Consider the following 26,650-nt stretch of genomic DNA (forward strand, 5'->3'; position numbering starts at 1 on the left):
CAATCCGTGGCGCATGTTGCGCGCCGCGTTGTTGTGGTCTTGTTTCAGACGCGGATTGCATTCGGCGTGCGATGCAGGCGCGATCCGGCATGAACACTCGCAGCCGGGTTCAAGATTATTCTTTTGATAACAATGGTATGTGGAGCATTTCTACAATGAACACGTCACATGCCCGCGCGCCACGTCCGGCCCCATTCCCCTATTGCCCGACCCTCGGAGGCTCTGATATTCCGACATCAGGGCCAGCCGCCCTGCCCTAGCCCTTGGCCCCCGGACCGCCCCTCAGCCTGGGACGCAGCCACGCCCTGTCGTGATGGCCTGCGCGGGCCTTGCAAAACGACGTGAACCTCGCCCGAAACACGGAAAAAGGCGATCGGCAACAACTTGCCCCTGATGTCACATTTGGTTTCCAAGTCGTAACATCTTCACAAGATACAGCATCTGGGCGTCGCGTAGCGCCCCGCGTGCAGTCGATCACCGGGCACATGCCCCGTCTTCGAAACCAAGCAATCGGCCTACTGCATGGCCATGACGGCAGGCGCAGTTTCTGTCATACGAATTACGGAATGATCTGTGGCGGAGCGGGATGGGCCTGACGTCCAACCTTCTCCAGCGCAAGTGCTTGAAATGTATGGCAACACGGCGGGTGAAGCTGGTTCAGTTGATATCGCCGGATGAATGGCGGGGGCGCCCCGGCGAACCGAGGCGCCCCCGCACGTCATTATTATGCAGCGCCGCTGTAGACGGGGAAAACGCTTGCATCGCCGTAGTCCCGCGCATCGATGACCTTCAGCGCATCCATGTCCGCTTCGGCAATCTCGAAGTCCACGTCGGCATTGGACTTCATGTGTGCCGGGTTGGCGGTCTTCGGCAGCGCGAGCAGACCTAGCTGCAGGACGTAGCGGATGCAGAGTTGCGGGACGCTCACCCCGTACTTCGCGGCGATCTCGCCGATTTCGACGTTCTGAAGGATCTTGCCGTGGCCGATTGGCGAGTAGGCCTCGACCAGCATGCCCTTGCTCTTGGCGTAGTCGATCAACTCGAAGGGCGTGTTGCCGACATGGGCTAGCACCTGGTTGATCATCGGCGCCACGCGCGCGTTGTCGATCAGATTGTCGAGATCTTCCTTCTGGAAGTTCGACACGCCAATCGCGCGCACCTTGCCGACATGAAGCGCATTTTCCATGGCCTTCCAGGCCGCGAGGTTGCCCTCAAAGAACCGGTCGTCGTCACCGAAGCGATCCCATGGCTGCGGGCTATGGATGATGAGAAGATCGACGTAGTCGAGGCCGAGCGTTTCGAGCGAACCGTTGATCGCGGCCTTCGCGCCCTCGTAATCCTTGATGCCAGCGTCGAGCTTCGTCTGGACGAAGAGGTCCTTGCGGTCGACGCCGCAGCCACGGATGCCTTCGCCAACGCCGCGCTCGTTGCCATAGGCTTGCGCGGTGTCGATGTGACGGTAGCCGATCTCGACGGCTGCCTTGACCGCATCTGCCACCTTGTCATCGTCGATCATCCAGGTGCCGAGCGCCAGCTTCGGGATCTCGACGCCGTTTGGTAGGGTTTGTGTCTCTTGCAGCACCATTGAGTACTTCCGTTCTTGCGCGGCCACCCCCGGGCGGCTTCTGTTTTCCGTCGGCCCGCGTGGGACGCTGGGCCTGCCCCTCGTATCTGGACTAATTGAGCGGCTCGGATAATCGGTTCAGCTGTAATGCCATTCATGAGCGCTGTTCATGGGCCTCTGGAGAGGCGGCTTCCTTTGGCTTACCCTTTCAGAACGCGTCCAGAAGCGCGCCCATGATGGAGGTTGCGATTGTCGCAAAGCCACCGTCGATAAGAACAAGACGGGAGGACCGCCCGTCGACGAAGTTCGTCATCCAGATCCACGGCGCGACGAAGAACAGGCCCACTCCCATGCCGGCCACCGGGCCGAGCGGAACATTCGACGGCAGACTGATCGTCACGACCAGGACGTCGCCGCGGCGCGCAAGGTTTTCGCCGTCATAGATCGCGCAGGAACCGCTGCCGCTGGTCCAGCCGCCGCCATGCAGCCAGACCATCACGGGCAGGCTGCCGTCCGCGCCGTCCGGTGCCCAGACGTTCAGAGCGAGGCAGTCGTCGCCCGCCTGAACATAGGCCGGCGGGTCGAAGGTTGGCGTCACCGGCGTGCCGCCCGTGAGGTCGGCGGCCTGCTGGGGCGCGCTGTCCACATAGCGCGGTTCGGTCCAGGGAACGACGGGTTGCGGCGGGGCGAAGCGGTTCGCGCCAGAGATGCTCTGGGCATAGGGAATTCCGAGGAAGCGGTTGACCGGCCCGAAGTTCTCGCCGCGAACGGGACCTGCTGCTGTCTCCACTACCGGAGCGCCGCCGCTCTGTGCCCTCAGCGGAAGCGACCAAGCAACGAAGGTCGCGCCACCGCCAGCGAGCACGGATCGGCGCGTGGGATAAACGGGATGCAAGTAGGAAGCCATTGTCAAATCAGCACTTTGAGGGCCCCGGTTCGGACGTTTCGGTACTGCGGGCGGAAGCGATATCAGTCAGCCATTTCGATGCGCGCCGGAAAGGCTCCGTCCTGAAGCAGCGCATCGATGGGTCCGTCGAATGCTCCAAGCCGGACCAGACCGCGTGACTCCTGGAACGGCTTGTAGAAGATCGCGAGGTTCCCCCAGGGCGCATAAAGCGTGATGTCGCCCGTTTCCGGTTTGTAGCTTGGGGGTGCATCGGAGGTGTCGAGCTTACGCGGCAGGTCCGCCACCTTCTCGATGCCGTGGTAATCCCTGAGGCTCAGGTCGAGCGGCAGCATCGCCGCGAAATCCCGTCCGGCGGTCGTGTCGTCGAGTGTCGCCGGCAGCACCGCATCACCCAAGATCACATGGATTCTCATCATTGTGCCCTCGTTTCCCGTTTCTTCGGCCAAAGCGCCTGATGCCAGACAGAAAAAAGGAAGAAACGCTGCTGCCGTTGCCATTCGCAAAAAACCGGGCGCCGCCATCCTGATCTTCCCTTCTTCTTCTCATCCGCAATGTGGGTACTCGCCTCCGACGGAATTATAGTCGAAAACACGCGACCACTCATGAACCAAGCTCACCAATCAGGCGCTCGTCATGTCGATGACATAACGATAACGCGCCTCCTTGTTCACCACGCGCGAGAAGGCATCAGTGATCTGATCCAGCGTGATCAGTTCATAAGTCGCAGCGATCCCGTGGTCTGCCGCGAAGTCGATCACCGCCTGAGTCTCGGCGATGCCGCCGGTCACCGAGCCAGCGAGGCTTTGCCGGCCGAAGCCCATCAGCATTCCGTGCGCCCCCTCCACCGGAAAGAGCGCGCCCACGTTCACGAGTGTCTTGTCAAGCTTCAGGAGGTTGAGGAAAGGCTGCATCGGATAGGCGACAGGCACGGTCGAGAGCATCAGGTCGAAGCTGGCACGGTTGCGCGTCATCGCGTCGTCGTCGGACCAGAGATATGCCTCGGCCGCCCCGAATGTGCGCGCGTCCTCGAGCTTTTCCTCCGAGGTCGTGAAGACGACCACTTCGGCGTCCCTTGCAGCAGCAAGCTTGACGGCAAGGTGGCCGAGGCCGCCCATCCCGACAACGCCGTAGCGCTGCCCCGGCTGCAGGTTCCAGTGGTTGATCGGCGAGAACGTCGTAATCCCGGCGCAGAGCAGCGGCGCGAAGCCCGCCAGATCGACGCCGGGCGGGATGCGCAGGGCGAAGTCCTCGCTCACCAAAATCCGCTTAGAGTAGCCGCCATAGGTCACGCCACCCGAGATCGGGTCGGGCGAGTTGTAAGTGAAGGTCGTGCCGTTCAGGCAGTTCTGCTCGCGGTCCGCGTGGCAGTTCGGGCACACGCCGCAGCTGTCGACCATGGTGCCAACGCCCGCGATGTCACCCTCACGGAACTTGATGACCTCTGACCCGACGCCAATGACCCGGCCGACCATCTCGTGCCTAGGCACGAGCGGTAAGGTCGGCATGCCCCAGTCGCCCTTGAAGGTGTGGATGTCGGAATGGCAGATCGAGCTGTACATGATCTCGACCACGACATCCTTTGGGCCGGCCTCGCGGCCTCGCGCTGCGTAATGGTGTGAGGTGCAAAGCCGCCGCGGGTGTCGAAAGTGGCCCAGGCCTGACCCGCACAAACCGCGTTATCGAGGTGGAGCTCGACGGCGACGCCTGGCGCGAGACGCGGGTTCTGATCGATGGCATTCCGGGTCATCCGCTCTACAATGGCGGACGGGTCGCCTTCGGGCCGGACGGCATGCTCTACGTCACCACGGGCTGGACCGAGAGCCGCGCGCGACCTCAGGATCTGGAGAGCCTTGCCGGCAAGATCCTACGGGTCACGCCGGATGGCGCCGTTCCGGCGGACAATCCGTTCCCCGGATCGCCCGTCTGGTCTCTTGGACATCGCAATCCGCAAGGACTTGCCTGGGACAGCGCAGGTCGGCTCTTCGCGGCCGAGCACGGCCGGTCCGGCCACGACGAGGTCAACCTGATCGAGCCGGGCGCGAATTACGGCTGGCCGATCATTCAGGGAGACGAAACGACCGATGGCATGCGGACGCCACTGACACATTCAGGAAGCGACACCTGGGCGCCATCGGGGCTTGCGTGGAGAGGTGACGATCTGCTTCTCGCCGGACTCCGGGCAGAGGGCGTTCTCTCCGTCAGTCTCGACGGTGCCGTCTCGACCTATCATCCGACCGGCGAGCGTATTCGCGACGTGCTGGTGGTCGGCGACGATGTCTATGTCATCACGACAAACCGCTCACCACGCCGCGACGGCGACTCGGACGACCGGCTGATCCGTCTCGGATCGTGACGGCATAATCGGTGGACTTCATGAGCTACTCTCATGTATCTTAAGAGTGGCCTCTCAACGACCACCGAGAGGCAGATCGAGGCCACCCTCATGCTCCGCGAGAACATTCACGACCTCATCGCACTTGCTGCCGTCGCCGAAGAGAGAAACTTCACGCGCGCGGCCGCCCGGCTGAACGTCTCGCAATCCGCTCTCAGCCACACCATCAAGGGGCTGGAAACCCGGCTCGGGATGCGGCTCCTGACCCGCACGACACGGTCGGTAGCACCGACGCTCGAATGCGAGGATCTGCTCGCGACACTGAACCCGTGCTTCGAGAGGATTGAGGCGCGGCTTCAGGCGCTCAACGAGGCACGCGATCAGCCGACAGGCACGGTTCGGATCGTCGGCGTGGAATACGCCATCGAGTCCCTGCTGCTGCCGAAGCTTGCGCCGGTCCTGAAAGAACACCCCGCAGTGAATGTCGAGTTCGTGATGGACTACGGCTACACCGATCTTGCCAGTGCACAGTGCGATGCAGGAGTGCGCTACGGCGAGCAGGTGAGCGAGGGCATGATTTCTGTGCGCATCGGCCCCGATGAGCGGATGGTCTGCGTCGGCTCGCCTGAGTATTTCGAACGCGCAGGTATCCCCGAGACACCACAGGACCTCGCCGGGCACCGGTGCATAAACCTGCGCCTGTCGAACCACGGCGGTCTCTACGCGTGGGAGTTCGAGGACGCCGATGGCGAGGAGGTTCGCGTCAAGGTTCAGGGCCAGGTCTGCTTCAACACGATCAATCCTGTGATGTACGCCGCCCTAGACGGCCTCGGCCTTGGGCTGGTTCCGGAGCGTCTCGTCGAACGGCATCTCGCGTCTGGCGCGCTGCAGCTCTGCATCGAAAACCATTCGCCTTACTTTCCCGGTTTTCATCTCTACTATCCGAGCCGCCTCCGGCCGTCCCCGGCGTTTCAGGTCGTGCTCGACGCATTGCGCGAACGGGTGTGACATTCATTAGGCGCGCTCATGAGTGGAGTGGCCAGACAGACCATTATGCTTCGCGGGGTGTCGTCCACATTGGTGAGGTGATCGAAAACCGAAAGGAGCCGCCCAATGAAGACACTATTCGCCGCAACCGCTTTCACTCTGTCCGCCACGTCCATCGCCGCGCAGGACCTCTCCACAACGCTGCCCGACGCTGTCGGCCAAGTGGCCCCCGCGCTCGAAGCCTATTCCGAGACTGAGCTCTTTTCCAATGTCTGGCAAGGCGACGCGTTCTCCACACGCGATCGGGCGCTAGTGACCTTCGCCGCGATGGTTACGCGGCACGAGACCGGCCGGATGGCCGAGCACACAGCACTCGCACTCGACGCCGGGGTCACGCCTTCGGAACTGTCGGAGACGATCACCCATCTCGCCTTCTATTCCGGCTGGGGCAACGCCGTCGCAGCGGCCGAGGCCATCGCTCCGGTCTTCGCGGAGCGCGGCGTTGTTGCTGACGATCTTCCGGCGATCAACCCCGAGTTCCTGCCGCTCAACGAAGAGGCCGAGGCCGCTTGCCAAACGAACGTCGAGAACACTTATGGCGAGGTCAGCCAGGGCGTCGTCGACAACACCGAGGAGCTGCTGTTTCTGGACCTGTGGCTGCGACCGGCGCTCGAGCCGCGCGACCGCAGCCTCGTGACCGTCGCTGCTCTCATCGCTGCCGGTCAGCCGGAGCAGATGACGTTTCACCTCAACCGGGCGATGGACAACGGGCTCACGCAGGACGAGGCCGGCGAAATGCTCGCGCATCTCGCGTTCTACACCGGCTGGCCCCGCGTGTTCTCGGCCATGCCGGTGGCAGCGCAGGTCTTCGAGAGCCGTACAAACTGATCGCACCGCTGCCGGCGCCGGCCAGTGCCGCCCCAAGAACCCCCGAATGGAGACCTATCATGAGAATCGGAATACTTGGGTCGGGCCTGATGGGCGCCAAGCTCGGCCGCATCTGGGCGGCTTGCGGACATAATGTGAAATTTGCCTATACCCGCGACCCAGCGAAGCTTGCCCGGCTCGCGCAGGACGCCGGCGGCGCGGCCGTCTCGGTTGCCGAAGCCGTCGACGGCGCGGCTGCGGTCCTGCTGGCCGTTCACTGGTCGCGCATCCACGATGTGCTGGATCAGGCGGGCGAGCTGGCTGCGATGATCGTCCTGAACTGCTGTGTCCCCCTCGACGAGAGCAACACCGATCTCGTCGTCGGGACGTCCACCTCCGGTGCAGAAGAACTCGCGTCCCTGCGCCCGAAGGCACGCTGGGTCTCGTGCTTCAACACGAGCCCTTCGGAGAGCTTCGCGCCGGTCTTCGCCCGCAAGGACGACGCGCCACGGCCGCACCTTCTGATCTATGGCGACGACGCCGGCGCCAAGGAGGTTGCGGGCGGCCTGATCCGGGACGTGGGCTTCGAGCCACTCGAAGCCGGCAGCCTCCGAACCGCTCGCTTCGTCGAGCCGTTCGCCATGATCACCGCGGAACTCGCCTACGGCCAACCCGGCGGTCCGGCGCTGATCTATCGCTTCGAGAAGCTCAACGGCTGACGCCACACACCGAAAGGAGAAAAGACATGAAGATCACGAAAGCCGGCACGACGTCCTCCAGCCCGGGGACCGCCGACTGGTTCACCGGCACGGTCCGTCTGGACCCGCTGTTTCAGGCGGAAGAACCGGGGCGTGTGGCAGGCGCCCATGTCACCTTCGAGCCCGGCGCCCGCACCGCCTGGCATACGCACCCTGCGGGGCAGACCCTGATCGTCACCTTCGGGCGCGGGCGCGTCCAGCGTGAGGGCGGGCCGATCGAGGAAATCTCGCAGGGCGATGTCGTCTGGTTCCCGGCCGGCGAGAAGCACTGGCACGGGGCCGCGCCAGAGACGGCGATGAGCCACATCGCCATCCAGGAGAGCATCGATGGCTCTGCGGTGACATGGATGGAAAAGGTCACGGACGAGCAATACCAGACCTGATTGTCGACCGGTCGCCGAGACGGCTGTCAGTCAGTTATCCGCTTCTATGTCCCAGAAGGCCTCCTGATCAATTAGCAGAACCTCGCTGGCAACCTCATCTCCGGCGAACGCCGCCGTCTTGCTGAGCGCCTAGAGCTTGAGCTTGCGAAAGAAGAACCGGCCGCTGGCAGGCCACGTCGTTGCGTGGGCGCGCGCCAGGTCACGCCTCACGATCCATTCGAAACTCGTCCGAAGCGCATCGCTCAGCCGGTTGATGGACAGCTCGGTCTCTGGTTTCTGCATGGCCTATGGTCTCTCCGGGAGCCGGGATCCAATCAAACGGGGATCGGATGAACGCAGACGCGGTCGGGGGAGAGCAACCTCTCGCCCGCTTGCAGTTCGTAGGTAACCAATGGCCCGTCCTTGCCTGCGGAATAGTCGAGGCACAGCGCGTTCCGGCCCTGCAGGACTGGATCACCGCTGAGCCAGTAGTGGCCGAAAAAGACGGGGCGTTCATGGACGGGATAGGTCTGCGCCATCAGCGTGCCCGGCAACGGAGCATCAGGCAGATCGTCGGGCACCGGCACCGAGATCGCGATGTCGCGCCACGTCCCGGCGCCCGCGTTCCACCATTGCAGCCGGACGTGATCGCGGTGGGTGCCGTCCTTGTCCCGGAAGGAAAAGCCATCGGGAAGGCGGTGTTCCGGGCCCTTCGTGACTTCCTCAGCGAGGTGGAAAAGCTCGTCGGCCGGATCAGCAGCCCTGATCAGCTGTTCCTCGGATAGCACGCCGTCCGCGGTAAGCGCCCGCACTCGATCAATCGTGCTTTCGATCCAGCAGGCATGCACAGCACGAAACCCCTCGCCCTCAAGAAAAAGTGGGAGGCTGCGCATCCACGCCAGCGCCTCGTGGGTCTCGCCGGCACCGACGGGGAACTCAGCCAGGAAGCTTGCATGCTGCCGCAGGTTCTTCTCCGAATGAGCGCGGAGGGGCTGACCGGTCTCGGGATGGGCCGTGTGGAAGTGAATGGCATTGAGCTCGTGATTACCCATGATCGCGCGGGCCTTGCCGTTGTCGATCAGGTCGCGCACCAGGTGAATGACGGCCCTGTTTTCCGGTCCACGGTCGATGAAGTCGCCCAGAAAGACGATGGTCCGCTCCGGGTCGGGATGGATCCAGCCCGCCGGACTCCGGCGCCATCCGAGGGCATCGAGCGCTCCCCGTAGTTTGGCGATCTGCCCGTGAATGTCGGGGATGATATCGACTGTTCCCATGCACTCTCCTGAAAGTCGTTCAATATGCTGATGGCTGGTTCGCAAGTGCCGCTGGTCACCGCCCCGCGCCGTGTAACGCTAACGAGTTCAAGTCCTTTTGTCGTCGGGGTTTTCCGGTGCTCGCCAGGGGAGGACACCGCCACCGCTACGCGCCATTCGGCCAGCGCGCCCAGCGACTGCGCCTCTCGCGTGTTGTGGCTCTGTTCCCCTCGAAGGCGATGGAAACAAGGGGCGAAGTTTTGGCCGGATTGAAACTCAGGGCACTGAAAAGAATAGAGAAAATCCGACCGAACCGAAAACGGCGAGGTTCGCCCGAACAGAGATGGAGCGACGTTCAGAGCCCGGAACGGGCCTGGCGCGCAGTCTCAGAGGTTCGCATGAGGGAGGCAAAGCCCTTTGAAAACACGACTATTTCCGCTCCACGATGGGCGCATGTCCGTGTGCGCAACAGGGAATATGGCGGAGCGGGAGGGATTCGAACCCTCGAGACGGTTCCCCGCCTACACACTTTCCAGGCGTGCGCCTTCGACCACTCGGCCACCGCTCCATCGCGCGGGTTCTAGCCGCAGGGGGGCGGGCTTTGCAAGGGGAAGAATGCAGATTAACCGGGGAAAAGAACAAAGCGTGTGACACGCGCCTGCCGCAAGGTTCTGTCGGAAAACTGTCAGCCCTGCCGTTTTCCGGCAATCTGGCACGGAACCGATTTGTAACGCTGGCGCGCAAGCAAAGGGCAGAGGCAGGCTAACCGTGACAGATCACGACTATATCATCGTCGGCGCAGGCTCGGCGGGCTCGGTTCTGGCAGAGCGGTTGAGCGCGAATGGACACCACCGGGTCCTGATTCTCGAGGCGGGGGGGCGTGGGCGCAGCCCGTGGATCGCCCTGCCCCTGGGCTATGGCAAAACCTTTTTTGACGCGCGTCTGAACTGGAAATACGAAGCACAGCCGGAAGACGCGCTCGACGGGCGGCGCGGCTACTGGCCACGTGGCAAGACGGTGGGGGGATCGGGCGCGATCAACGCCATGGTCTATGCGCGCGGCCTGCCCCATGATTTCGACGATTGGGAGGCCGCAGGCGCGACCGGCTGGGGCTGGGAAACCGTGCGTGCCACGTATGACGCGCTCGAAACGCAGGTGGCACCGGATGGCACGCGGCGCGGGACCGGCCCGATCACGGTGCAGGATGTCTCGGACCAGATCCACCCGGTCAACCGGCATTACTTTGCCGCGCTCGATGAACTGGGTCTGCCCCGCACCGACGATCTCAATGACCCAAGGGGCGAAGGCGGCACCATTTACCGCATCAACACCGCGGGCGGATTGCGCAACTCATCGGCGCGCGCCTGCCTCAAACCCGCGCTGAAACGCAGCAATGTGACGCTGGTGACCGGCGCTCATGTCGACCGTATCGAATTCGACGGCACCCGCGCGGTGGCCGTGCATTACCGCCGGGGCGGGAAACGGCATGTGGCGCGCGCGGCACGCGAAATCATCCTGAGTGCCGGGGCCGTCACCTCGCCGCGTCTGTTGCAGCTCTCGGGCATCGGCCCGGCAGAGCTGCTCCGCCAGCATGGCATCACGCCGCTGCGCGACTGCGTGCATGTGGGCGGCAATCTTCAGGATCATCTGGGGATCAACTATTACTTTCGCGCCACCGAACCCACGCTGAACAACGATCTTGCACCGTTCATGGGCAAGGTGCGGGCCGCCTTGCGCTTTGCCCTTACCCGGCGCGGCCCGCTGTCGCTCTCGGTCAACCAATGCGGCGGCTATTTCCGCTCGGAGCCCGGCCGGAACCATCCCGACCAGCAGCTCTATTTCAATCCCGTCACCTATACGACCACCCCCGCCGGCACACGCTCGGTGGTGCGGCCCGATCCTTTTCCGGGCTTTATCATCTCGTTCCAGCCCTCACGCCCCACCAGCCGCGGACGCATCGACATCAGCAGCGCCAACCCCGAGGCACCCCCCCTCATTCAGCCCAATTCGCTGGCCACCGCAGAGGACCGCGCGCAGGTGGTGGCCGGGGGGCGGCTCTGTCAGCGGATCATGTCAACGGCGGCGCTGACCGCCCTTGTCGAGGGCGCCATGTATCAGGATCTGCGCGAGATGGACGATGACGCCATTCTCGACGATTTCCGCAAACGCTGCGGCACGGTGTTTCATCCGGTGGGAACCTGCCGGATGGGCAGCGATCCGGCGCACTCCGTCGTCGATCCAAACCTTCGGGTACATGGGATCACGGGCTTGCGGGTGGTCGATGCCTCGGTCTTTCCCAATGTCACCTCGGGCAATACCAACGCGCCCACGATGATGCTGGCCTGGCGCGCCGCCGATCTGATCCTGGGGAATGTCTGAGGGCCGCCGCAAATCCGGGCAGGTGCTGGAAACACCTGATTTTATAGCCGAAAGGCAGCGTTCTTCGATTGTCACCCGCCGCGAATTTCCCGATACTGCGCCAAGCCACATCAAGGACAGGCCAGACGGTGACACCAGCAGACCACGACACGCACACCACCAGCCAGAGCACGCCGGAACTGCAGCGCATCCGCACCGTGGCGCAAATCATCATCGCCTTTGCGGTGGTGCTCTTTTTGCTGGTGCAGGCGCGGTTCCTGCTGATTTCGCTGGCCACGGCGATCATTCTGTTCAGCCTGACCTCGGATGCGATCACATCCATCGCACGGGTGCATCTCGGGCCGGTGCGCGTGCCCAACTGGCTGGCCAGCATCGTGGCGCTCTTGCTCATTTCGGCGGCGTTGCTCAGCCTCTCGGCGGTGATCCTGTCGCAGATCAACACGGTGCTCTCGACCACCCTCGCCTATACCGACCGCGCCCCGCAGGCGATCTCTGCGATGGTGGCCTGGCTGGGCCCGGATGCTGAAAAGGCCGTGTTCAACGCGGTGTCGACCCTTGATGTCGCAGGCTATCTGCGGACCCTCGCAGGTCAGGCGGGGGGCATCATGCAGGGTACGGTGCTGGTCATTCTCTTCGTGGGCTTTCTCTTTGCCGAGCGGATCTGGTTCACGACCAAACTCGAAAGCCTGTTTGGCGATGTGAAGCAGGCCGAACGCGTGGGCCGGATCGTCAGTTCGATCATCCACCGGGTGAATTATTATCTGCTGGTCAAGACCTTGGTCAGTGTCGTGACCGGCCTGATGGTCTATGGCGTGGCGCGGTTCTTTGCCCTCGATCTGGCCGGAGCCCTGGGGATTCTGACCTTCGTGCTCAATTACATCCCGTCGATTGGCTCGATCGTGGCGACGGTACTGGTGGCGCTGGTGGCCTATGTGCAACTGGCCGATGGCACGATGGCGCTGGTCATATTCCTGATCGTGGGGGTCATCCAGTTCGTGAACGGCAATATCATCGACCCGATGCTGATGGGCCGTGCGCTGCGGGTGTCCTCCTTTGGGATCATCATCAGCCTTGCGTTCTGGGCGGCGGTCTGGGGAATCCCGGGGATGTTTCTGGCGGTGCCGATCATGGTGGCCCTGATGATCGTCTGCAGCCATGTGCCCGGGTTTCGCGCCATCGCGGTCCTTTTGTCGCGCGAGGGGCTGCCCGAAACCGATCAGGATCTCGACGCGCCCAAACGCAGACGAGGCTAGCACACGGCCCTTTTCGGAAATTCCGAAAACGGGATTAAGCCGCTGGAAAAACCGGGGCCTTGGCCCGGCAAATCTCTTGCCGTTGACCGCAACGCCCCCCATTCCTTGGGCAAAGGAGTTCGCGCCATGCCCATCATCCCGCTCAAGATCGCCCCCGGAGAACCACCGCAGACCGCGCATGACGTGGCCGATACAGTTCAGATCATGCTCGCGCGGCTGCGCACGGGGGGCGCACAGGTGGCGCTGGAATACGCGCGGCAACTCGATGGCTGGCAGGGCGGCATCACCGTGACCCGCGCCGAGATTGACGCCGCCGTGTCCCGCGTGCCGCAAACGCTCAAGGCGGATATCCAATGGGCACATGACAATATCTCGCGCTTTGCCGCCGCACAGCGCGCCACGGCGCAGGATATGGAAATCGAATTGCGCCCCGGCCTGCGGGCGGGCCAACGCCAGATTCCGCTTGGGGCTGCGGGCTGTTACGTGCCCGGTGGGCGCTACAGCCATATCGCATCCGCGCTGATGACCATCGCCACGGCGCGCGAGGCGGGCGTCGCGGACATTACCGCGGTTTCGCCCCCCTGCGGCGATCAGGGTATTCCCGATGCCATGCTCTATGCGATGGATCTGGCCGGGGCCACGCGCATCCTGACCATCGGCGGGGTGCAGGGGGTGGCGGCCATGGCCTTTGGTCTCTTTGGCGCACCGCCCGCAGACATTCTGGTCGGTCCCGGCAATGCCTATGTGGCCGAGGCCAAGCGCCAGCTTTTTGGCCCTATCGGCATAGATATGTTCGCAGGTCCCACCGACAGCCTCATTCTCGCCGATGACACGGCGGATGCCGAAACCGTCGCCGCCGATCTGGTCGGACAGGCGGAGCATGGCGCAAATTCCCCGGTGTGGCTTGCCACCACCCATCGCCCGCTGGCCGAGGCCGTAATGGCCCGTGTCCCCGCCCTTATCGCCAGCCTGCCAGAGCCGAACCGCTCTGCTGCCACCGCCGCGTGGCGCGATCTGGCCGAGGTGGTGCTCTGCGACAGCGCGGAAGAGATGGCGCAGTATGCCGATACCAAGGCGCCCGAGCATCTGCATGTGCAGGCGCGCGACCTGCCGTGGTGGCGCGCACGCCTGCGCGCCTATGGTTCGCTTTTCCTCGGCGAGAACACCACCGTGGCCTTTGGCGACAAGGCCGCAGGTCCCAACCACGTCTTGCCCACCTCCGGGGCCGCGCGCTATACCGGGGGTCTATCGGTGCACAAGTTCCTGAAAACCGTCACCTGGCAAGAGGTGGACGCCTGCGCGCTGCCCGATCTCGCGCGCGTCACTGCCAGCCTCAGCCGGGCCGAACGGATGGAGGGGCATGCCCGCAGTGCAGACATCCGCCTTGGGCCCATCGCTCAGGCGGCCATTTCGACAGGATAACACCGCCAGATGAAAACCGTGGGCATTCTGGGGGGCATGGGCCCCGAAGCGACCGTGCTCTTGATGCAAAAGGTGCTGGCCGCCGTGCCCGCACGCGATGACAGCGACCACATCCCGCTGATCGTGCATCAGAACCCGCAGGTGCCCAGCCGGATCAAGGCGCTGATCGAGGGCACGGGCGAGGACCCCGGTCCGGTTCTGGCCCGAATGGCGCGTGACCTGCAGGCGGCGGGCGCGCAGGCGCTGGCCATGCCCTGCAACACCGCGCATCACTACGCCCTTGCCGTGGCCAATGCCACGCCCCTGCCCTTTCTCAACATGCTCGAGCTGACGGCCCAAACGCTCGCGGCCCAGGGGGCGCGCCGGATCGGAATGCTTGCCTCGCCTGCCACGCGGCTGGCGGGTGTCTTTGCCGCGCCCTTTGCGGCGCATGGGCTGACGCCCGTATTCCTGCCCGATGACAGTGGCCTGCTCGCCATCATCCGCGCGGTCAAGGCGGGCGAGGCGCTGGCAACCCTCAAACCACGGCTTGCCCAAGAGGCCGAGGCGCTCCTGGCCCAGGGGGCCGATCACCTGCTGGTGGCCTGCACGGAACTCTCCTTGATGACCGATGCCCTGCCGACCGCCGCGCCCCATACCGACAGCCTCGATTGCCTGACGCAGGCCATCACCGATTTTGCCATGGGCTGAACGCGCTCAGTCTTCGAGATGCAGATAAACCCGGCGGTTCTGGCGACCTTTCTTTTCGAACTTTCCAAGCCGCAATCGCCCGATTTCCCCGGTGCGCGCCACATGGGTGCCGCCGCAGGGCTGCAGATCGACCTGATCCCGCCCCTGCCCGATGCGCACCAGACGCACCCGGCCAGAGCCCATCGGCGGGGCCACCGACATGGTCTTGACCAGCCCCGGATTGGCGCGCAGTTCGTCATCGGTGATCCAATCCTCGGTCACGGGCAAATCCCGATCCACCAGTTGATTGAGATACTCCTCCAGCGTTTCGCGATCCTCGGGCGCTTCGGGCATGTCGAAATCGAGCCGGCTGCGTGTCTCGGCAATCGCGCCGCCCGAGACCGGCAACGGGATCACCACCGACAGGAGATGCAAGGCCGTGTGCATCCGCATCAGACGGTGCCGCCTTGGCCAGTCGATCGCCTGCCGCACCGCCGTGCCGATGGGCGGCAGCGGCAGCGGCTCGGCCATCAAAAGGGCGATCTGCGCGCCCTCGGCCTTGACCGCCGTGGCAATGCTCAGGCTGTGCCCTTGCCAGCTGAGCCGCCCGCTATCACCCGGCTGACCGCCGCCCGTAGGGTAAAAGAGCGTCTGGTCCAGAACGATCCCGCCCTCGGGCGTATGCGCCACGACAATACCGGACGCCTCGGTCTGGTAGGCGTCCTGCCGAAAAAGCGGAGTGCTCATCGGCCGTCACCCTCGCCGCCACCATCGCCGTCGACATCGCCCTCGGTCAGGGCGGCGGGGCGTTGACTTGTGATCTGCGCGGCAGGCTCTTTCGGCTCCGGCGCGCCAGAGGGCGCATTACGGAACCATACATCCTGTTGCGGGAAGGGAATCTCTATTCCCTCTTCGGCAAAGCGGCGTGCAATCTCGTGGTTCATGTCGGATTTCACGCTGGCCACCCAGTTGACATCGCGCAGGATCGCCCGGATTTCGAAATCCAGCGAACTCGCCCCAAAATTCTGAAACAGGATGTTCGGCGGCGGCTGCATCAACACCATCGGATGTGCCTCGGCCACCTCGCGCAGGATTGTCTCGACCCGGCGCGTATCGGTGCCATAGGCCACGCCCACCGGCACGATCACCCGACCCACGGTATTGCCGCGGGTGTAGTTCGTCACTGTGCCGCTGACGAAATCGGCATTGGGCACGATCACATCGGTGCGGTCAAAGGTCTCGATCCGGGTCGAGCGGACAGAGATCGAGCGTACATAGCCGTGCTGCCCGCCTACCTCGATCCAGTCGCCTTCGGAAATGGGCCGCTCGATCAAGAGGATGATGCCCGAGACAAAGTTGGACACGATGTTTTGAAGACCAAAACCGATGCCAACGGACAGGGCACCCGCAACAATCGCCAGCGAACTGAGATCAATCCCCGCCGCCGTGATAGATACCAGCGCCGCGAGGAAGATACCCACATAGCCCACACCCGACACGATGGCATTGCGCCCGCCCATATCGAGCTTGGTCTTGGGGAGGATCGAATTCTTGAGCGCGCCCTGAATGAGCCGGGTCAGCAGGTAGCCAAGGGTGAAAACCCCCGCAAGGATCAAGAACCCGGTCGGTGACAGCGTGATGCCGCCAAGACTGATCCCTTGGGTGAAGCTCAGCCACGCCTCTTGCAGTTGCGCAGGCCGTGCGCCCCAGATGAGCGCGAAAATCGGTATCGAGGCCAGAACAAGGAAAAAGCCCAAGAGCACCGGAAAGAGCGAGTCGTCGATGCTCTGCGCGTTGCCCCGCAGCATGATATAGACTTCGGACAACACCCGCTGGATCAACAAAAGCGCCGCGATCATCATCAGCGACAGAAGCGCCGGCAGCATCATGGCCTCGGCGGCGGACATATAGCCGACCGCAGACAAGAGCGGCGCAAGGATCGCCAAGGCCCAAAGCGCGCGCGCAAGGATACGCACCAGCTTGCTGCGGAAGGTCTGTTCGGTCTCCGGCTCGTTTTCGGCCGCCTTGCTGTGGCGCATCAAGAGCCGTGCCAGACGCAGCAAGAGCAGCGAGGCCAGCACCATGAGCGGAAAGATCATGACGTTGCGGGCTTCTTCGGACCAGTCAAAGCCATCGGCCAGATCCTGCACATAGGCAAAACCCGCCACCACAAGACCCAGAGAGCCCCCGCAGAGCCGCCCGGTCGCGCGCTCTGACGCGCTGAGCGTGAGCAAGGGCAATTGCCGCTCGTCGCGCGGAAAGACCCGCAAGGTCAGCCATCGCGCCAAGAGCAGGATAAAAGCCGCAGCGGGCAGCGAGTCGACCACAAGCGTGCCCTTGGCCCCCAAGAGACCCGCAATCACCGCCCCTACGACAATGGCGATAACGCCCAGATAAGGCAGCAGCCATTCCCCCAGAGAGAGGGCGAAGGCGGCCAAGCGGCGGCCAGCCGTCGGGGTTTCTCCCAAGACCCGCGTCGCCAGACGCGTGGTCCAGACCCGTCCCCGCGCAATCAGCAGGATGCCGAGCAGGCCGAGAACGATCACCCCCGGCAGGTTGCTGTGAAACCGCGTGCGGCGAAAACTGCTCTGCCAGTTGGTCGCTGTCTCTGCCCGAACCGTGTCCACCGCACGGTAGAGCGCCTTGACCGCCTCGGGCCAATGCAGCGGGTTGACCGGCGAAGGTCCAAGCCGCAACAGCGCCTGCGTCTGGCGGTCCCGAATGGCCGTGTCGATGCTTGCAATCAGCCCGTCGGCGCGGCTGCGCGCCAGATCCGCCAGCTTGACCGGCGCCTCCAGCCGGGTCAGACGGCGGTTGAGCTCGGCACGCTGTGACGCGACATCCTCGGCCTCTTCCCCTGTCTCGGGCACCGGACCCAAGGCCGCGATCTGGTCGCGGACGGTTCGGATCGCCGAGGAGTTGAGCGTCTGCATCTCGAGGAACTGTTGCCGCCACCCGTTGATCTGGGCGCGCATGTTCTCGAGGTCCGAGGTCGTCGCGTCGCCATTGGCGATCAGATCATCCGCCTCGGCCGCAAGCTCTTCCCATGTGACGTAATCCACCGCGTCGGGCGTGTGCTGCCCCTGCGCGGGGGCCATGGCAGGCAGGGCCGCCGCCACTCCAAGCGCGAGGCAAAGGATGACGCACAGCCGCCGTAGCATCGCCGTCACCCCGAAAAAACTCCGGGGATCGAACGCGGTGCCTGATCCAGCCATTCCGGCGTCGGCAGGTTGTTGGCGCGCAGGAATTCCGGATTGAACAGCTTGGACTGATAGCGCGTGCCGTAATCGCACAGGATCGTCACGATGGTATGCCCCGGCCCCATTTCGCGCGCCATCCGAATGGCCCCGGCGACATTGACCCCGGTCGAGGCCCCCATGCACAGCCCTTCGTGCTGCAAGAGGTCGAATACAATCGGCAGCGCCTCGGCGTCGGGCACCTGACAGGCGAAATCTGGCGTGAATCCGTCAAGATTGGCGGTGATGCGCACCTGCCCGATCCCCTCGGCAATGGAGGAGCCTTCGCTTTCCAGCTCGCCTTTGGTGTACCAGGAATACAGCTTGGCCCCCATCGGATCGGCAATGCCCACCTTGACGCCCTTGGGTTGCAGCGCCATGCCGACCCCGGCCAGCGTGCCACCAGAGCCCACCGCGCAGATAAAGCCGTCCACCTTGCCGCCGGTCTGCTCCCATATCTCGGGGCCGGTTGTCTCGATATGGGCCTGACGGTTCGCGACATTGTCGAACTGATTGGCCCAGATCACCCCGTTAGGTTCCGTTTTCGCAAGTTCTGCCGCCAATCTTTCGGAATAGCGCACGAAATTGTTCGGATTCGAATAAGGTGCCGCTGGAACCTGCACCAGATCGGCCCCGGCCAGACGCAGCATATCCTTCTTTTCCTGACTCTGCGTTTCGGGGATCACGATCACCGTCTTGAAGCCAAGCGAGGCCCCGACCAGCGCCAGACCGATCCCGGTATTGCCTGCCGTGCCCTCGACAATCGTGCCGCCGGGTTTCAGATCACCGCGCGCAATCGCGTCACGGATGATATAGAGGGCGGCGCGGTCCTTGACCGATTGACCGGGATTGAGAAACTCGCATTTGCCAAGGATGTCGCATCCCGTTTCCTCACTGGCGCGGCGCAAACGAATGAGCGGTGTATTCCCGACAGCGGCGGCCAGATCCTGTGCGATGCGCATCTTTCATGCTCCTGTGGTCAGCGTGTTCTTTTCGGTTTAGGCGCTTGAGAACGGGAACTCAAGCGGATGCGCGCAGCCTTGCGCGTTCACGCTCAAGCCACAGAAGGCAGAGGATCAGCGGCCCATTATTGGCCTCGCCACTCTGGACCAGCGCCATTGCCTGCGGGAAATCAATCACATGGGTGCGAATATCCTCATGCTCGGTGGCCAGACCGCCACGCCCCTGTTCCAGATCGGGCAGGTCGCAAATCCCCAGAAAGAGATGAAAGAACTCGGTCGAATAGCCCGGCGTGCAATAATGCCTGGAAATCTCTTCCAACCCGCGCAGCGTCAGACCCGCCTCTTCCAGACATTCACGATGCGCGGCCTCTTCCGGGCTCTCGCCCCCGTCAATCCGCCCTGCCACCGGCTCCAGCATCCAGGGGTGCGGATCACCGCGCCCAAAGGGCCCCATGCGGAACTGTTCCACCAGGAGCACCCGGTCGCGCACCGGATCATAGGGCAGCACGAGAGATGCGTCGGTCGCGACAAACACCTCGCGCTCAAGGCGATCGCTCTGCGTGCCGTCAAAGCGCGGATGCCGAAGCGTGTACTTGCGGCTGACAAAGAATCCCGCGTGGGTGATCTCGTTCGCCTCTTGTGTCACCTGATCGGCATGGGTGGCGCTGCGTACCGCAACCGGGGCGGGCTGCGCGGCGGCCACCCGCGCCCCGGCGCGTGACAGGATCATGGCCCGACGGTGGGCGAAATCCCCTGGCGCGACGCGCCCCTTGAGGTTCAGGATTTCCATGATGGCGTCCTGCAGGATCAACGCACCGCGCCCGCGCAACGCCGTGGCATCCCATACAAGCGGACCCGGCTGGCCGGGAAACACCTGAGCCGCAAAGGTTTCGCCCCGGCACTCGACGCTGAGCGGCTTTGCCGGACCGAGGCCAAGAGCGCTGAGGACAAAGATCAAGTCCGCCATGGTCTCAGGATGATCCACGAGATACCCTTTGACGCTCTCGGCCCCGGGGATCAGCCCCGCCAAGGGCAAGGGCGTATCCTCACAAGTGATCTGCCAGCCCTCCGCCCGCGCCTCGGGCGCATCAAACCCCGGGAAAATACCTTGCAGGAAATGAATTTCAGCCAGGGGACCGTAAAGAAACAGCGGTGTCACGACCACCGGTGCGAGACCCATTCCGAGACGACACCCACCACGATCCCACCCGTCACCAACGTGCCGATCAGCGGCCCGTTGAGCATCGTCAGCCCGTAATCTACCATCAGTTCGAACATCGAGGTCAGCCCCTCGATCACCCCGTCATAACGGTTCTCGAGCGCGCGCTTGAGCATCTCGTTGAGGCTCTGGAGAAAGATCGCCCAAAAGACCAAGGCACCGACGCCGGTCAATCCCGCACTGAAGCCTTCGGCATAGCCATACCCCAGCCGCCGGCCCGTCACCCGCCAACCGCAGATCGCGCCAAGGGCCACATTGACCTCATTGAACCAGCCAAAATTGGTGTCCTCGGGCATGAGCGGGCGAAAGAGCTCTGATCCGAACCACCCCAAGGCACCAAGTCCGATCGCCGCGACCAGCCGCGCGGCGGTGGGCATGTGATCTGTAACGGGCATCTATCCGGGCCTTGCGATGGTGATCTGTGTCACATCGCAACTACCCCCTTTGAAGGCCCCCGCGCAAGAGGTCAGGTAGAAATTCCACATCCGGCGAAACCGCTCGTCAAAGCCCATCTCGGCGATTTCACCCCATTTCTCGTTGAAGGTCTGATGCCAGCGGCGCAGGGTCTGGCTATAGCTTTCGCCAAACTCGATGGACCGCGCAACGCTCAGCCCTGCCCGTTCGATCTCGGTGCGCAGCGCGGTCGGGCTGGGCAACATACCTCCGGGAAAAATGTATTTCTGGATGAAGTCCACATCGGTGCGATAGCTTTCCCACCGCTGGTCCTCGACCGTTATGATCTGGAGCGTGGCCAGAGCGCCGGGATTGAGCCGCTCGCGCAGGGAGTTGAAAAACACCGGCCAATAGCGTTCGCCCACCGCCTCGAACATCTCGATGCTGGCAATGCCGTCATAGGTGCCGCGCTCGTCGCGATAATCCTGCAATTTGAGCGTGACACGGTCCGAGAGCCCGGCCCGCGCCATCCGGTCCTGCGCATATTTCAACTGCTCCGCGCTGATCGTCAGGCCGGTCACGCGCAGGCCGCGTTCCTTGGCGGCATACTCGGCAAAGCCCCCCCAGCCACAGCCGATTTCCAGCACATGATCGCCGGGTTTCACCCCCATCTGATCGACCATGCTGGCGTATTTGGCGATCTGCGCCTGTTCGAGACTGTTCTGGCCGGGCTGAAAGATGGCGCTCGAATAGGTCATCGTTTCATCCAGCCAGAGGCTGTAGAACTCATTCCCGAGGTCATAATGATAGCTGATGTTGCGCCGCGCCTGTGTCTTGGAATTGCGCTTGAACCAAAAGCGGATGCGCTCGTAGATCTGCGCCACGCGCTGACCGGGATAGCCGTTATAGATCCCGTCGTTGTCATCGTTGAGCAGATCCATGAAGGCCTGCAGATCGGGCGTTGACCAATCCCCATCGAGATAGGCCTCGCAAAAGCCCAGATAGCCCTCGCGCACCAGCCGGGCAAAGACCTCTGTGTCGTGGATGTCCAGCACCGCCACCGGGCCGGGGCGCTTGCCCTCTGCCCGAAACACGCGGCCATCGGGAAGGCGGATGTCGAGCCGTCCCGCGTCGATGTTGCGGGCCACCCCAAAGCAACGGGCAAAATACCGGGGCAGGCCCGTCTGGCCGGTCGTATCGGTCAGGATCATGCGCTCGGTCCCTCTTTCCTTCTGTGGTGCCTCTGGCGCCAAATTCGTCGTCACACTCGACATGGGTCAAAACTCCCGCGCTTCATAGGCATCAAGCGCGCGCTGCCGCCCCTGAGACAGATCAACGATCCGCTTGGGATAGGTCTTAGCCGGGTCAAGCGCCCATCGGCGCGGCACGGCATCAAAATAGGACAGGGCAGATGCAGGCGCGTTGCGCTGGCCCTCGGCGATCCAGCGCCGGGTATAGGCCCCGTCGGGGTCAAACTTGTCCAGTTGTGTCTCGGGATTGAACACCCGGAAATAGGGGGCCGCATCCGGGCCACAGCCCGCCGCCCACTGCCAGCCCATCGCGTTCGAGGCCGGGTCCCAATCCGTGAGGCAATCCGCAAACCAGTCCAGACCGATTTTCCAATGGGTCATGACATGCTTGGTGAGGTAGGATGCCACGATCATGCGCGCGCGGTTGTGCATCTTGCCCGTCACATACATCTCGCGCATGGCAGCATCCACGAAGGGCTCGCCCGTGCGGCCCTGCTTCCACGCCACGACCTCTGGGTGATCCGCATCCGTGGACCACGGAAAGGCATCCCATTCCTCGCGCCAGTTATCGCTCAGGATACGTGGCGTGTGATACATCAAATGATAGGCAAACTCGCGCCAGACCAGTTCCTTGAGCCATGTCTCGGCGCCCTTTGCCCCCTCATGCAACGCCCGCTGCCCCGCATGCCAGCATTGGCGCGGCGAGATTTCCCCGTAGGTCAGGTTCTCCGACAGCTGCGACGTGGCATCCACCGCCGGAAAGTTCCGCTTTTCCTGATAGTCCGCAATGGCCCCGTCGGTGAATTCATGCAACCGCGACATCGCCGCCGCTTCGCCCACACGCTGATGGGGCAAGCACACCTCGGCCCCGCGCCGCATGGCCGCGCCCATCTGCCAATCCTCCAAAGTGTCAGAGGCAGGCCAGGTTTCGGGGGCTGGCATACGCGACGGTGCCGAAAGAGGCTCTGGCACCTCGCGATCCTTCACCGCGCGCCACATGGGGGTATAGACACGGTAGAATCCGCCGCTCTTGGTCTCGACTGTCCAAGGCTCGAACATCACGTGACCGGCGTGGCTCTGCGCGTCCACCCCTGCCTCGCGCAGCGCGGATTTCACCGCCTTGTCGCGGTCAATCGCCTGCGGATCGTAAAGGCGCGACCAATGCACAGCCCCTGCCCCGGTTTCATCCACCAGCGCGCGCAACACCTCCAGCGCCTCACCCCGCCGCAGGATCAGGCGACTGTCCAAGTCCTCCAGATCCCGCGACAGCGACGCCAGCGACAGACCCAACCGCCATTTCGGCGCGGCACCGAGGCTCTCGACGCTCTCATCATGGATGAAAACAGGTATGACTGGCCCGCCGCGCGCAAGCGCCGCGCAGAGAGCCGGGTGGTCGGCCAGACGCAAATCGCGTCTGAGCCACAATAATGTCGGTGATTTCTCGGTCATCCCCTGCCCCGGTCTTTTCCTGCAATACGGGCCGAGGGCGCTGGCGGATCAAAGAATATCATCAAGTGCAGTCAAGAGTTTGTCCAGCTCGGCGCGGGTCGTGTAATGCACGAAACTCAGACGCAACACGCCGCGCTCGGGGTCCACGCCCATCGCACTCAAGGGTCGCACGGCGTAGAAATCGCCGCCTCCCGCCATGATCCCATGCGCCGCCAGTTGCTCTGCCGCCGCGGCCCCCGGCCGGTTGAGGGCCACAGCCACGGTCGGGGCCTTTTGCGCAGCGTCCACCGGGCCGATCAACCGCGCCGAGTTGCGATCCTTGAGGAAATCCAAGAGAGGCTGCAAGAGGGCTGTTTCATGCGCGCGCATCAGGTCATGCACCCCCGTCGCCCGCGCCACGGCATCGCCGGTGATCCCGTGATGCGCCGCAAGATCGTCGATATAATCCGCCATGCCCGCGCCCGCTGCCACCTGCGCGTGATCCGGGCCAGCAGGTGTGAAGCGTTTGTAGAGCGTGTCCGCGTTGAAATAATGCGCCTGATTGGGCAGGAGATTGCCCAATTCCCGCCGGATCACCATGATCCCCTGATGCGGCCCGTAGGTCTTGTAGGCCGAGAATAGGTAGATATCCGGGCCCATTCCGCCCACATCGGGCAATCCATGGGGCGCATAGCTGACCCCATCGACACAGACAAAGGCCCCCGCGGCATGGGCCAGCGCCGTGATCTCGACCACCGGGTTGATCGCGCCGACCACATTCGAACAATGCGGAAAACACACCAACCGCACCCGATCATCGAGCAGGTTCTCGAGGTCTGTGGGGTCGAGCAAGCCACTCTCGGGATTGATCTTCCACTCGCGCACCTCGAACCCCGCATCCGCCAACCGCCGCCACGGCCCGGAATTGGCCTCGTGATCCTGATTGGTGACGATGATCGCATCGCCCGGCTCCATCCATTGCCGGAACGCCTGCGCCAGAACATAGGTGTTCTGCGTGGTCGAGGGGCCAAAGCTCAGCTCATCCGTGGCCACCCCCATCATCGCCGCCAGCCGCGCCCGCGCCTCGTCCATCTCGGCGCCGGCGAGGCGGCTTGCCTCATAGGGTGCATAGGGCTGCACCTTGCGCTGACGGTAATATCGCTCGAGCCGCGCGATCACCGGACCGCAGGTATAAGAGCCGCCCGCGTTCTCGAAAAAGGCCTGCCCGGCAAGACTTGGCTCGGCAAAGGCCGGAAATTGCGCGCGCACGAAATCGCTGTCGAGAGTCATCACTGTCCCCATTGTCCCTTTTTGCCACCACAAAACAGCAAAGCCCCCCGGCACGCAAGCGCCGGGGGGCAGAGTTCCCAGGATCTTGGGGCGTTACAGGACCTTGCGCTCGCTTTGCAGACCGCGAAAGATTGCCCAGCACATGACCAAGAGCACCAGCGTGAACGGCAAGCCGGTGGAAATCACCGCCGACTGCAGGGACGCCAAACCACCGCCGATCAAGAGCACAATCGCCACAGCCCCCTCGAAAATGCACCAGAACACCCGCTGCGGCACCGGCGCATCGACCTTGCCCCCCGCCGTGATCGTGTCGATCACCAACGAGCCTGAATCCGACGAGGTGACAAAGAACACCACCACGAGAATGATCCCGATGGTCGAGGTGATCGTCGCCAAGGGCAAGGGATCGAGCATCTGGAACAGTTTGAGTTCCAGCGGCGCGGCTTTGGCCGCCTCATAGCCATCGGCAATCACCTGATTGAGGGCGGTGCCGCCAAACACGCTCATCCACAGGACGCAGACCAGCGACGGAATGAGCAGCACGCAGATCACGAATTCCCGCACGGTGCGCCCCCGGCTGACACGGGCGATGAACATGCCCACGAAGGGCGACCAACTGATCCACCACGCCCAGTAAAACGCGGTCCAACCCTGCATGAAATTCGTATCTTCGCGCCCAAAGGGATTGGACAGCGCCACGAGGTTTTGCAGATAGGCCCAAAGGCTGTCGAAAAAGAACGTCAGCAGGAAAATCGGCCCGCCCACGAAGAACACGAACAGCAGCAGCAGCGCCGCCAAGCCCATGTTGATCTCGGACAGCACCTTGACCCCGCCATCAAGGCCACGCACCACCGAAATGAGGGCAATCGCCGTGATGCCGGAAATCAGCAGCACCAGGAGCAGGCTGGAATTCTCGACGCCGCTTTCGGCCGTATTGCCATAGGCGATGCCCAGAAAGGCGCGCGTGCCCTCGGCCGCATCCCCCGATCCATAGAGAAACGTCAGCCCCGAGGCCGCCTGCTCGGCGCCAAACCCAAGCGAGGTGGCCAGACCAAAGAGCGTGGCAAAGACCGCCAGCGTGTCGATCAGATGGCCCCACCAGCCCCAGACGCGCTCGCCCAGGATCGGATAGAAGGCCGAGCGCAGCGTGAGCGGCAGTCCCTTGTTATAGCTGAAGAGCGCCAGCGCCAGTGCCACCACCGCATAGATCGCCCAGGGATGCAGCCCCCAGTGAAAGATCGTGGCGGCCATCCCAAGGCGCGATGCCGCCTCGGGATCACCGCCCGCGGCCCCAAGCGGTGCCCAGTCGCTGCGCGCGCCGCCCTCCATCGCCGTGCCGCCCAGAGCGCTCGAGAAATGGCTCATCGGTTCGGACACGCCAAAGAACATGAGACCAATGCCCATGCCCGCCGCAAACAGCATCGCGAACCAGCCCAGATAGCTGTAGTCCGGCGTGGCCTCATCCCCACCAAGGCGAATCCGGCCAAACGGGCTGACAATCAGAAAGAGGCAGAACAGCACAAAGACATTCGCGGCGCTCAGGAAAAACCAGTCAAAGCCTTTCGTCACCGCCGCAAAGAGCCAGTCAAACACTGCCGCCGCCTGATCCGGCAGCGCCAGTGCATAGAATACGAAGATCACGATGCTGAGGCCCGAGATGAAAAACACCGGGTTATGAATGTCCAGACCAAAGGGCCCCACCTGGGGCTGCACATTATCCTGTCCGATTTCGTATCCGGTCTCGATCAGATCCGATTGCCCTTCAGGCGCGGGGATGCCTTGGTTGATTGTCTCGTCGGCCATATGGCCTCCTTTTCTTGTTTTTCTGCCGCCTGTCAGATCCTGATCGCAGGAGATACACACCGCTTTGTTGCGGCATGTCGCGGCGTTCCGAGGTCTTGCGCCAAAAGTGGCGGACAATGGTCCGCAGGCGCACCGGGCCCCAAAGGCCCGGGTCGTCGCCACCCTTTTAGCAAGAAACCGCCAGAATCTGCAACCTGATGGCGGGGTGACGTCACGTTTGCGACCTATCAAATGTCGTAAAAGTACAAGTAAACAAGGATTCGCCCGCGCGAATTTTAATCAAACCGAACTTCAGTTTCGTTGCGTGGCGGATCAA

24 protein-coding genes and 1 tRNA gene are annotated in these 26,650 nt (G+C 63.3%); 9 read left to right on the plus strand and 16 right to left on the minus strand.

The genetic code is table 11. The features are described from left to right. Nucleotides 1–724: 724 nt before the first annotated feature. The 4 genes from MVC20_RS01120 to MVC20_RS01135 all read right to left on the minus strand — a co-directional run bounded on the left by MVC20_RS01120 (nt 725) and on the right by MVC20_RS01135 (nt 4,042). The gene (locus MVC20_RS01120) at nt 725–1,585 is read right to left on the minus strand and encodes an aldo/keto reductase (RefSeq protein ID WP_297537634.1); all 861 of its coding nucleotides are present in this window, start codon (nt 1,583–1,585) and stop codon (nt 725–727) included. A 187-nt stretch (nt 1,586–1,772) separates the two neighbouring features. Then, a complete protein-coding gene (locus tag MVC20_RS01125; RefSeq protein WP_297537636.1) occupies nt 1,773–2,354 on the minus strand; it encodes a carboxylesterase family protein in 582 nt (193 codons plus the stop codon). A gap of 179 nt (nt 2,355–2,533) precedes the next feature. Continuing rightward, a complete protein-coding gene (locus MVC20_RS01130; RefSeq protein ID WP_297537638.1) occupies nt 2,534–2,992 on the minus strand; it encodes a cyclophilin-like fold protein in 459 nt (152 codons plus the stop codon). A gap of 99 nt (nt 2,993–3,091) precedes the next feature. After that, a complete protein-coding gene (locus MVC20_RS01135) occupies nt 3,092–4,042 on the minus strand; it encodes an NAD(P)-dependent alcohol dehydrogenase (RefSeq protein ID WP_297537640.1) in 951 nt (316 codons plus the stop codon). Between the two features lie 44 nt (nt 4,043–4,086). On the opposite strand from MVC20_RS01135, the gene MVC20_RS01140 reads away from it, so the two are divergent. The 5 genes from MVC20_RS01140 to MVC20_RS01160 all read left to right on the plus strand — a co-directional run bounded on the left by MVC20_RS01140 (nt 4,087) and on the right by MVC20_RS01160 (nt 7,798). Next, nucleotides 4,087–4,824: a PQQ-dependent sugar dehydrogenase gene (locus MVC20_RS01140; RefSeq protein ID WP_297537642.1), complete on the plus strand. Its 738-nt coding sequence runs from the start codon at nt 4,087–4,089 to the stop codon at nt 4,822–4,824. 90 nt (nt 4,825–4,914) lie between these two features. Continuing rightward, nucleotides 4,915–5,811 (plus strand): LysR family transcriptional regulator, encoded by an 897-nt coding sequence (locus MVC20_RS01145; RefSeq protein WP_297537643.1) that lies wholly within the window; start codon nt 4,915–4,917, stop codon nt 5,809–5,811. A 105-nt stretch (nt 5,812–5,916) separates the two neighbouring features. Beyond that, entirely contained in the window at nt 5,917–6,678 is a 762-nt protein-coding gene (locus tag MVC20_RS01150; protein WP_297537644.1) for a carboxymuconolactone decarboxylase family protein, read from the plus strand. A 59-nt stretch (nt 6,679–6,737) separates the two neighbouring features. Beyond that, nucleotides 6,738–7,376, plus strand: a complete 639-nt coding sequence (locus MVC20_RS01155) for an NAD(P)-binding domain-containing protein (RefSeq protein WP_297537645.1) — start codon at nt 6,738–6,740, stop codon at nt 7,374–7,376. 26 nt (nt 7,377–7,402) lie between these two features. Further along, nucleotides 7,403–7,798 carry a cupin domain-containing protein gene (locus tag MVC20_RS01160; protein ID WP_297537646.1) on the plus strand — a complete coding sequence of 132 codons (396 nt, stop codon included), beginning with the start codon at nt 7,403–7,405 and terminating at the stop codon, nt 7,796–7,798. A 129-nt stretch (nt 7,799–7,927) separates the two neighbouring features. Here the strand turns inward: MVC20_RS01160 and MVC20_RS01165 are convergent, their stop codons facing one another. The 3 genes from MVC20_RS01165 to MVC20_RS01175 form a co-directional block, all read right to left on the minus strand. Next, nucleotides 7,928–8,080: a hypothetical protein gene (locus tag MVC20_RS01165; RefSeq protein WP_297537648.1), complete on the minus strand. Its 153-nt coding sequence runs from the start codon at nt 8,078–8,080 to the stop codon at nt 7,928–7,930. A 32-nt stretch (nt 8,081–8,112) separates the two neighbouring features. Continuing rightward, nucleotides 8,113–9,051 (minus strand): metallophosphoesterase, encoded by a 939-nt coding sequence (locus MVC20_RS01170; RefSeq protein ID WP_297537650.1) that lies wholly within the window; start codon nt 9,049–9,051, stop codon nt 8,113–8,115. A gap of 457 nt (nt 9,052–9,508) precedes the next feature. Beyond that, nucleotides 9,509–9,598 (minus strand) — tRNA-Ser (locus MVC20_RS01175). Nucleotides 9,599–9,798: 200 nt separating this feature from the next. Between MVC20_RS01175 and MVC20_RS01180 the strand changes: the two genes are divergently transcribed. From MVC20_RS01180 to MVC20_RS01195, 4 genes are all read left to right on the plus strand, one after another. Next, entirely contained in the window at nt 9,799–11,409 is a 1,611-nt protein-coding gene (locus tag MVC20_RS01180) for a GMC family oxidoreductase N-terminal domain-containing protein (protein WP_297537653.1), read from the plus strand. A 197-nt stretch (nt 11,410–11,606) separates the two neighbouring features. Beyond that, nucleotides 11,607–12,662 (plus strand): AI-2E family transporter, encoded by a 1,056-nt coding sequence (locus MVC20_RS01185; RefSeq protein WP_363320676.1) that lies wholly within the window; start codon nt 11,607–11,609, stop codon nt 12,660–12,662. 126 nt (nt 12,663–12,788) lie between these two features. Next, nucleotides 12,789–14,084: a histidinol dehydrogenase gene (gene hisD, locus MVC20_RS01190; RefSeq protein ID WP_297537657.1), complete on the plus strand. Its 1,296-nt coding sequence runs from the start codon at nt 12,789–12,791 to the stop codon at nt 14,082–14,084. 9 nt (nt 14,085–14,093) lie between these two features. Continuing rightward, the gene (locus MVC20_RS01195; RefSeq protein ID WP_297537659.1) at nt 14,094–14,774 is read left to right on the plus strand and encodes an amino acid racemase; all 681 of its coding nucleotides are present in this window, start codon (nt 14,094–14,096) and stop codon (nt 14,772–14,774) included. Nucleotides 14,775–14,780: 6 nt separating this feature from the next. Here the strand turns inward: MVC20_RS01195 and MVC20_RS01200 are convergent, their stop codons facing one another. From MVC20_RS01200 to MVC20_RS01240, 9 genes are all read right to left on the minus strand, one after another. Beyond that, a complete protein-coding gene (locus tag MVC20_RS01200) occupies nt 14,781–15,500 on the minus strand; it encodes an alanyl-tRNA editing protein (RefSeq protein WP_297537661.1) in 720 nt (239 codons plus the stop codon). After that, nucleotides 15,497–17,914, minus strand: coding sequence for a DUF3772 domain-containing protein (locus MVC20_RS01205; protein ID WP_297537663.1), 2,418 nt, complete (start codon nt 17,912–17,914; stop codon nt 15,497–15,499). The genes MVC20_RS01200 and MVC20_RS01205 overlap by 4 nt, the downstream gene beginning before the upstream one ends. Before the next feature lie 5 nt (nt 17,915–17,919). Then, entirely contained in the window at nt 17,920–18,951 is a 1,032-nt protein-coding gene (locus MVC20_RS01210) for a cysteine synthase A (RefSeq protein ID WP_297537665.1), read from the minus strand. Between the two features lie 58 nt (nt 18,952–19,009). Next, nucleotides 19,010–20,131, minus strand: coding sequence for an NUDIX domain-containing protein (locus MVC20_RS01215; RefSeq protein WP_297537667.1), 1,122 nt, complete (start codon nt 20,129–20,131; stop codon nt 19,010–19,012). Further along, nucleotides 20,107–20,565, minus strand: coding sequence for a TrgA family protein (locus MVC20_RS01220; RefSeq protein ID WP_297537669.1), 459 nt, complete (start codon nt 20,563–20,565; stop codon nt 20,107–20,109). Before MVC20_RS01220 ends, MVC20_RS01215 begins: the two co-directional genes overlap by 25 nt. After that, nucleotides 20,566–21,774, minus strand: coding sequence for a cyclopropane-fatty-acyl-phospholipid synthase family protein (locus tag MVC20_RS01225; RefSeq protein ID WP_297537671.1), 1,209 nt, complete (start codon nt 21,772–21,774; stop codon nt 20,566–20,568). 66 nt (nt 21,775–21,840) lie between these two features. After that, complete coding sequence (locus MVC20_RS01230) at nt 21,841–23,262, minus strand: deoxyribodipyrimidine photo-lyase (protein ID WP_297537673.1); 1,422 nt, start codon at nt 23,260–23,262, stop codon at nt 21,841–21,843. 48 nt (nt 23,263–23,310) lie between these two features. Next, entirely contained in the window at nt 23,311–24,531 is a 1,221-nt protein-coding gene (locus MVC20_RS01235; RefSeq protein WP_297537675.1) for an aminotransferase class V-fold PLP-dependent enzyme, read from the minus strand. Nucleotides 24,532–24,624: 93 nt separating this feature from the next. Then, nucleotides 24,625–26,334 carry a BCCT family transporter gene (locus tag MVC20_RS01240; protein ID WP_297537677.1) on the minus strand — a complete coding sequence of 570 codons (1,710 nt, stop codon included), beginning with the start codon at nt 26,332–26,334 and terminating at the stop codon, nt 24,625–24,627. Nucleotides 26,335–26,650: the final 316 nt, after the last annotated feature.

It is taken from the genome of Roseovarius sp., from assembly GCF_027019125.1.
GTDB lineage: Bacteria > Pseudomonadota > Alphaproteobacteria > Rhodobacterales > Rhodobacteraceae > Roseovarius.

Excerpts from the sequence above, each read along its gene's own strand:
- MVC20_RS01130 (WP_297537638.1), bottom strand. The coding sequence starts at position 2,992 with ATGGCGGCGCCCGGTTTTTTGCGAATGGCAACGGCAGCAGCGTTTCTT.
- MVC20_RS01165 (WP_297537648.1), bottom strand. The coding sequence starts at position 8,080 with ATGCAGAAACCAGAGACCGAGCTGTCCATCAACCGGCTGAGCGATGCG.
- MVC20_RS01230 (WP_297537673.1), bottom strand. The coding sequence starts at position 23,262 with ATGACCGAGAAATCACCGACATTATTGTGGCTCAGACGCGATTTGCGT.
- MVC20_RS01235 (WP_297537675.1), bottom strand. The coding sequence starts at position 24,531 with ATGACTCTCGACAGCGATTTCGTGCGCGCGCAATTTCCGGCCTTTGCC.
- MVC20_RS01210 (WP_297537665.1), bottom strand. The coding sequence starts at position 18,951 with ATGCGCATCGCACAGGATCTGGCCGCCGCTGTCGGGAATACACCGCTC.
- MVC20_RS01120 (WP_297537634.1), bottom strand. The coding sequence starts at position 1,585 with ATGGTGCTGCAAGAGACACAAACCCTACCAAACGGCGTCGAGATCCCG.
- MVC20_RS01225 (WP_297537671.1), bottom strand. The coding sequence starts at position 21,774 with ATGATCCTGACCGATACGACCGGCCAGACGGGCCTGCCCCGGTATTTT.
- MVC20_RS01170 (WP_297537650.1), bottom strand. The coding sequence starts at position 9,051 with ATGGGAACAGTCGATATCATCCCCGACATTCACGGGCAGATCGCCAAA.
- MVC20_RS01200 (WP_297537661.1), bottom strand. The coding sequence starts at position 15,500 with ATGAGCACTCCGCTTTTTCGGCAGGACGCCTACCAGACCGAGGCGTCC.
- MVC20_RS01215 (WP_297537667.1), bottom strand. The coding sequence starts at position 20,131 with ATGGGTCTCGCACCGGTGGTCGTGACACCGCTGTTTCTTTACGGTCCC.
- MVC20_RS01205 (WP_297537663.1), bottom strand. The coding sequence starts at position 17,914 with ATGCTACGGCGGCTGTGCGTCATCCTTTGCCTCGCGCTTGGAGTGGCG.
- MVC20_RS01220 (WP_297537669.1), bottom strand. The coding sequence starts at position 20,565 with ATGCCCGTTACAGATCACATGCCCACCGCCGCGCGGCTGGTCGCGGCG.
- hisD (WP_297537657.1), top strand. The coding sequence starts at position 12,789 with ATGCCCATCATCCCGCTCAAGATCGCCCCCGGAGAACCACCGCAGACC.
- MVC20_RS01145 (WP_297537643.1), top strand. The coding sequence starts at position 4,915 with ATGCTCCGCGAGAACATTCACGACCTCATCGCACTTGCTGCCGTCGCC.
- MVC20_RS01150 (WP_297537644.1), top strand. The coding sequence starts at position 5,917 with ATGAAGACACTATTCGCCGCAACCGCTTTCACTCTGTCCGCCACGTCC.
- MVC20_RS01240 (WP_297537677.1), bottom strand. The coding sequence starts at position 26,334 with ATGGCCGACGAGACAATCAACCAAGGCATCCCCGCGCCTGAAGGGCAA.
- MVC20_RS01195 (WP_297537659.1), top strand. The coding sequence starts at position 14,094 with ATGAAAACCGTGGGCATTCTGGGGGGCATGGGCCCCGAAGCGACCGTG.
- MVC20_RS01155 (WP_297537645.1), top strand. The coding sequence starts at position 6,738 with ATGAGAATCGGAATACTTGGGTCGGGCCTGATGGGCGCCAAGCTCGGC.
- MVC20_RS01160 (WP_297537646.1), top strand. The coding sequence starts at position 7,403 with ATGAAGATCACGAAAGCCGGCACGACGTCCTCCAGCCCGGGGACCGCC.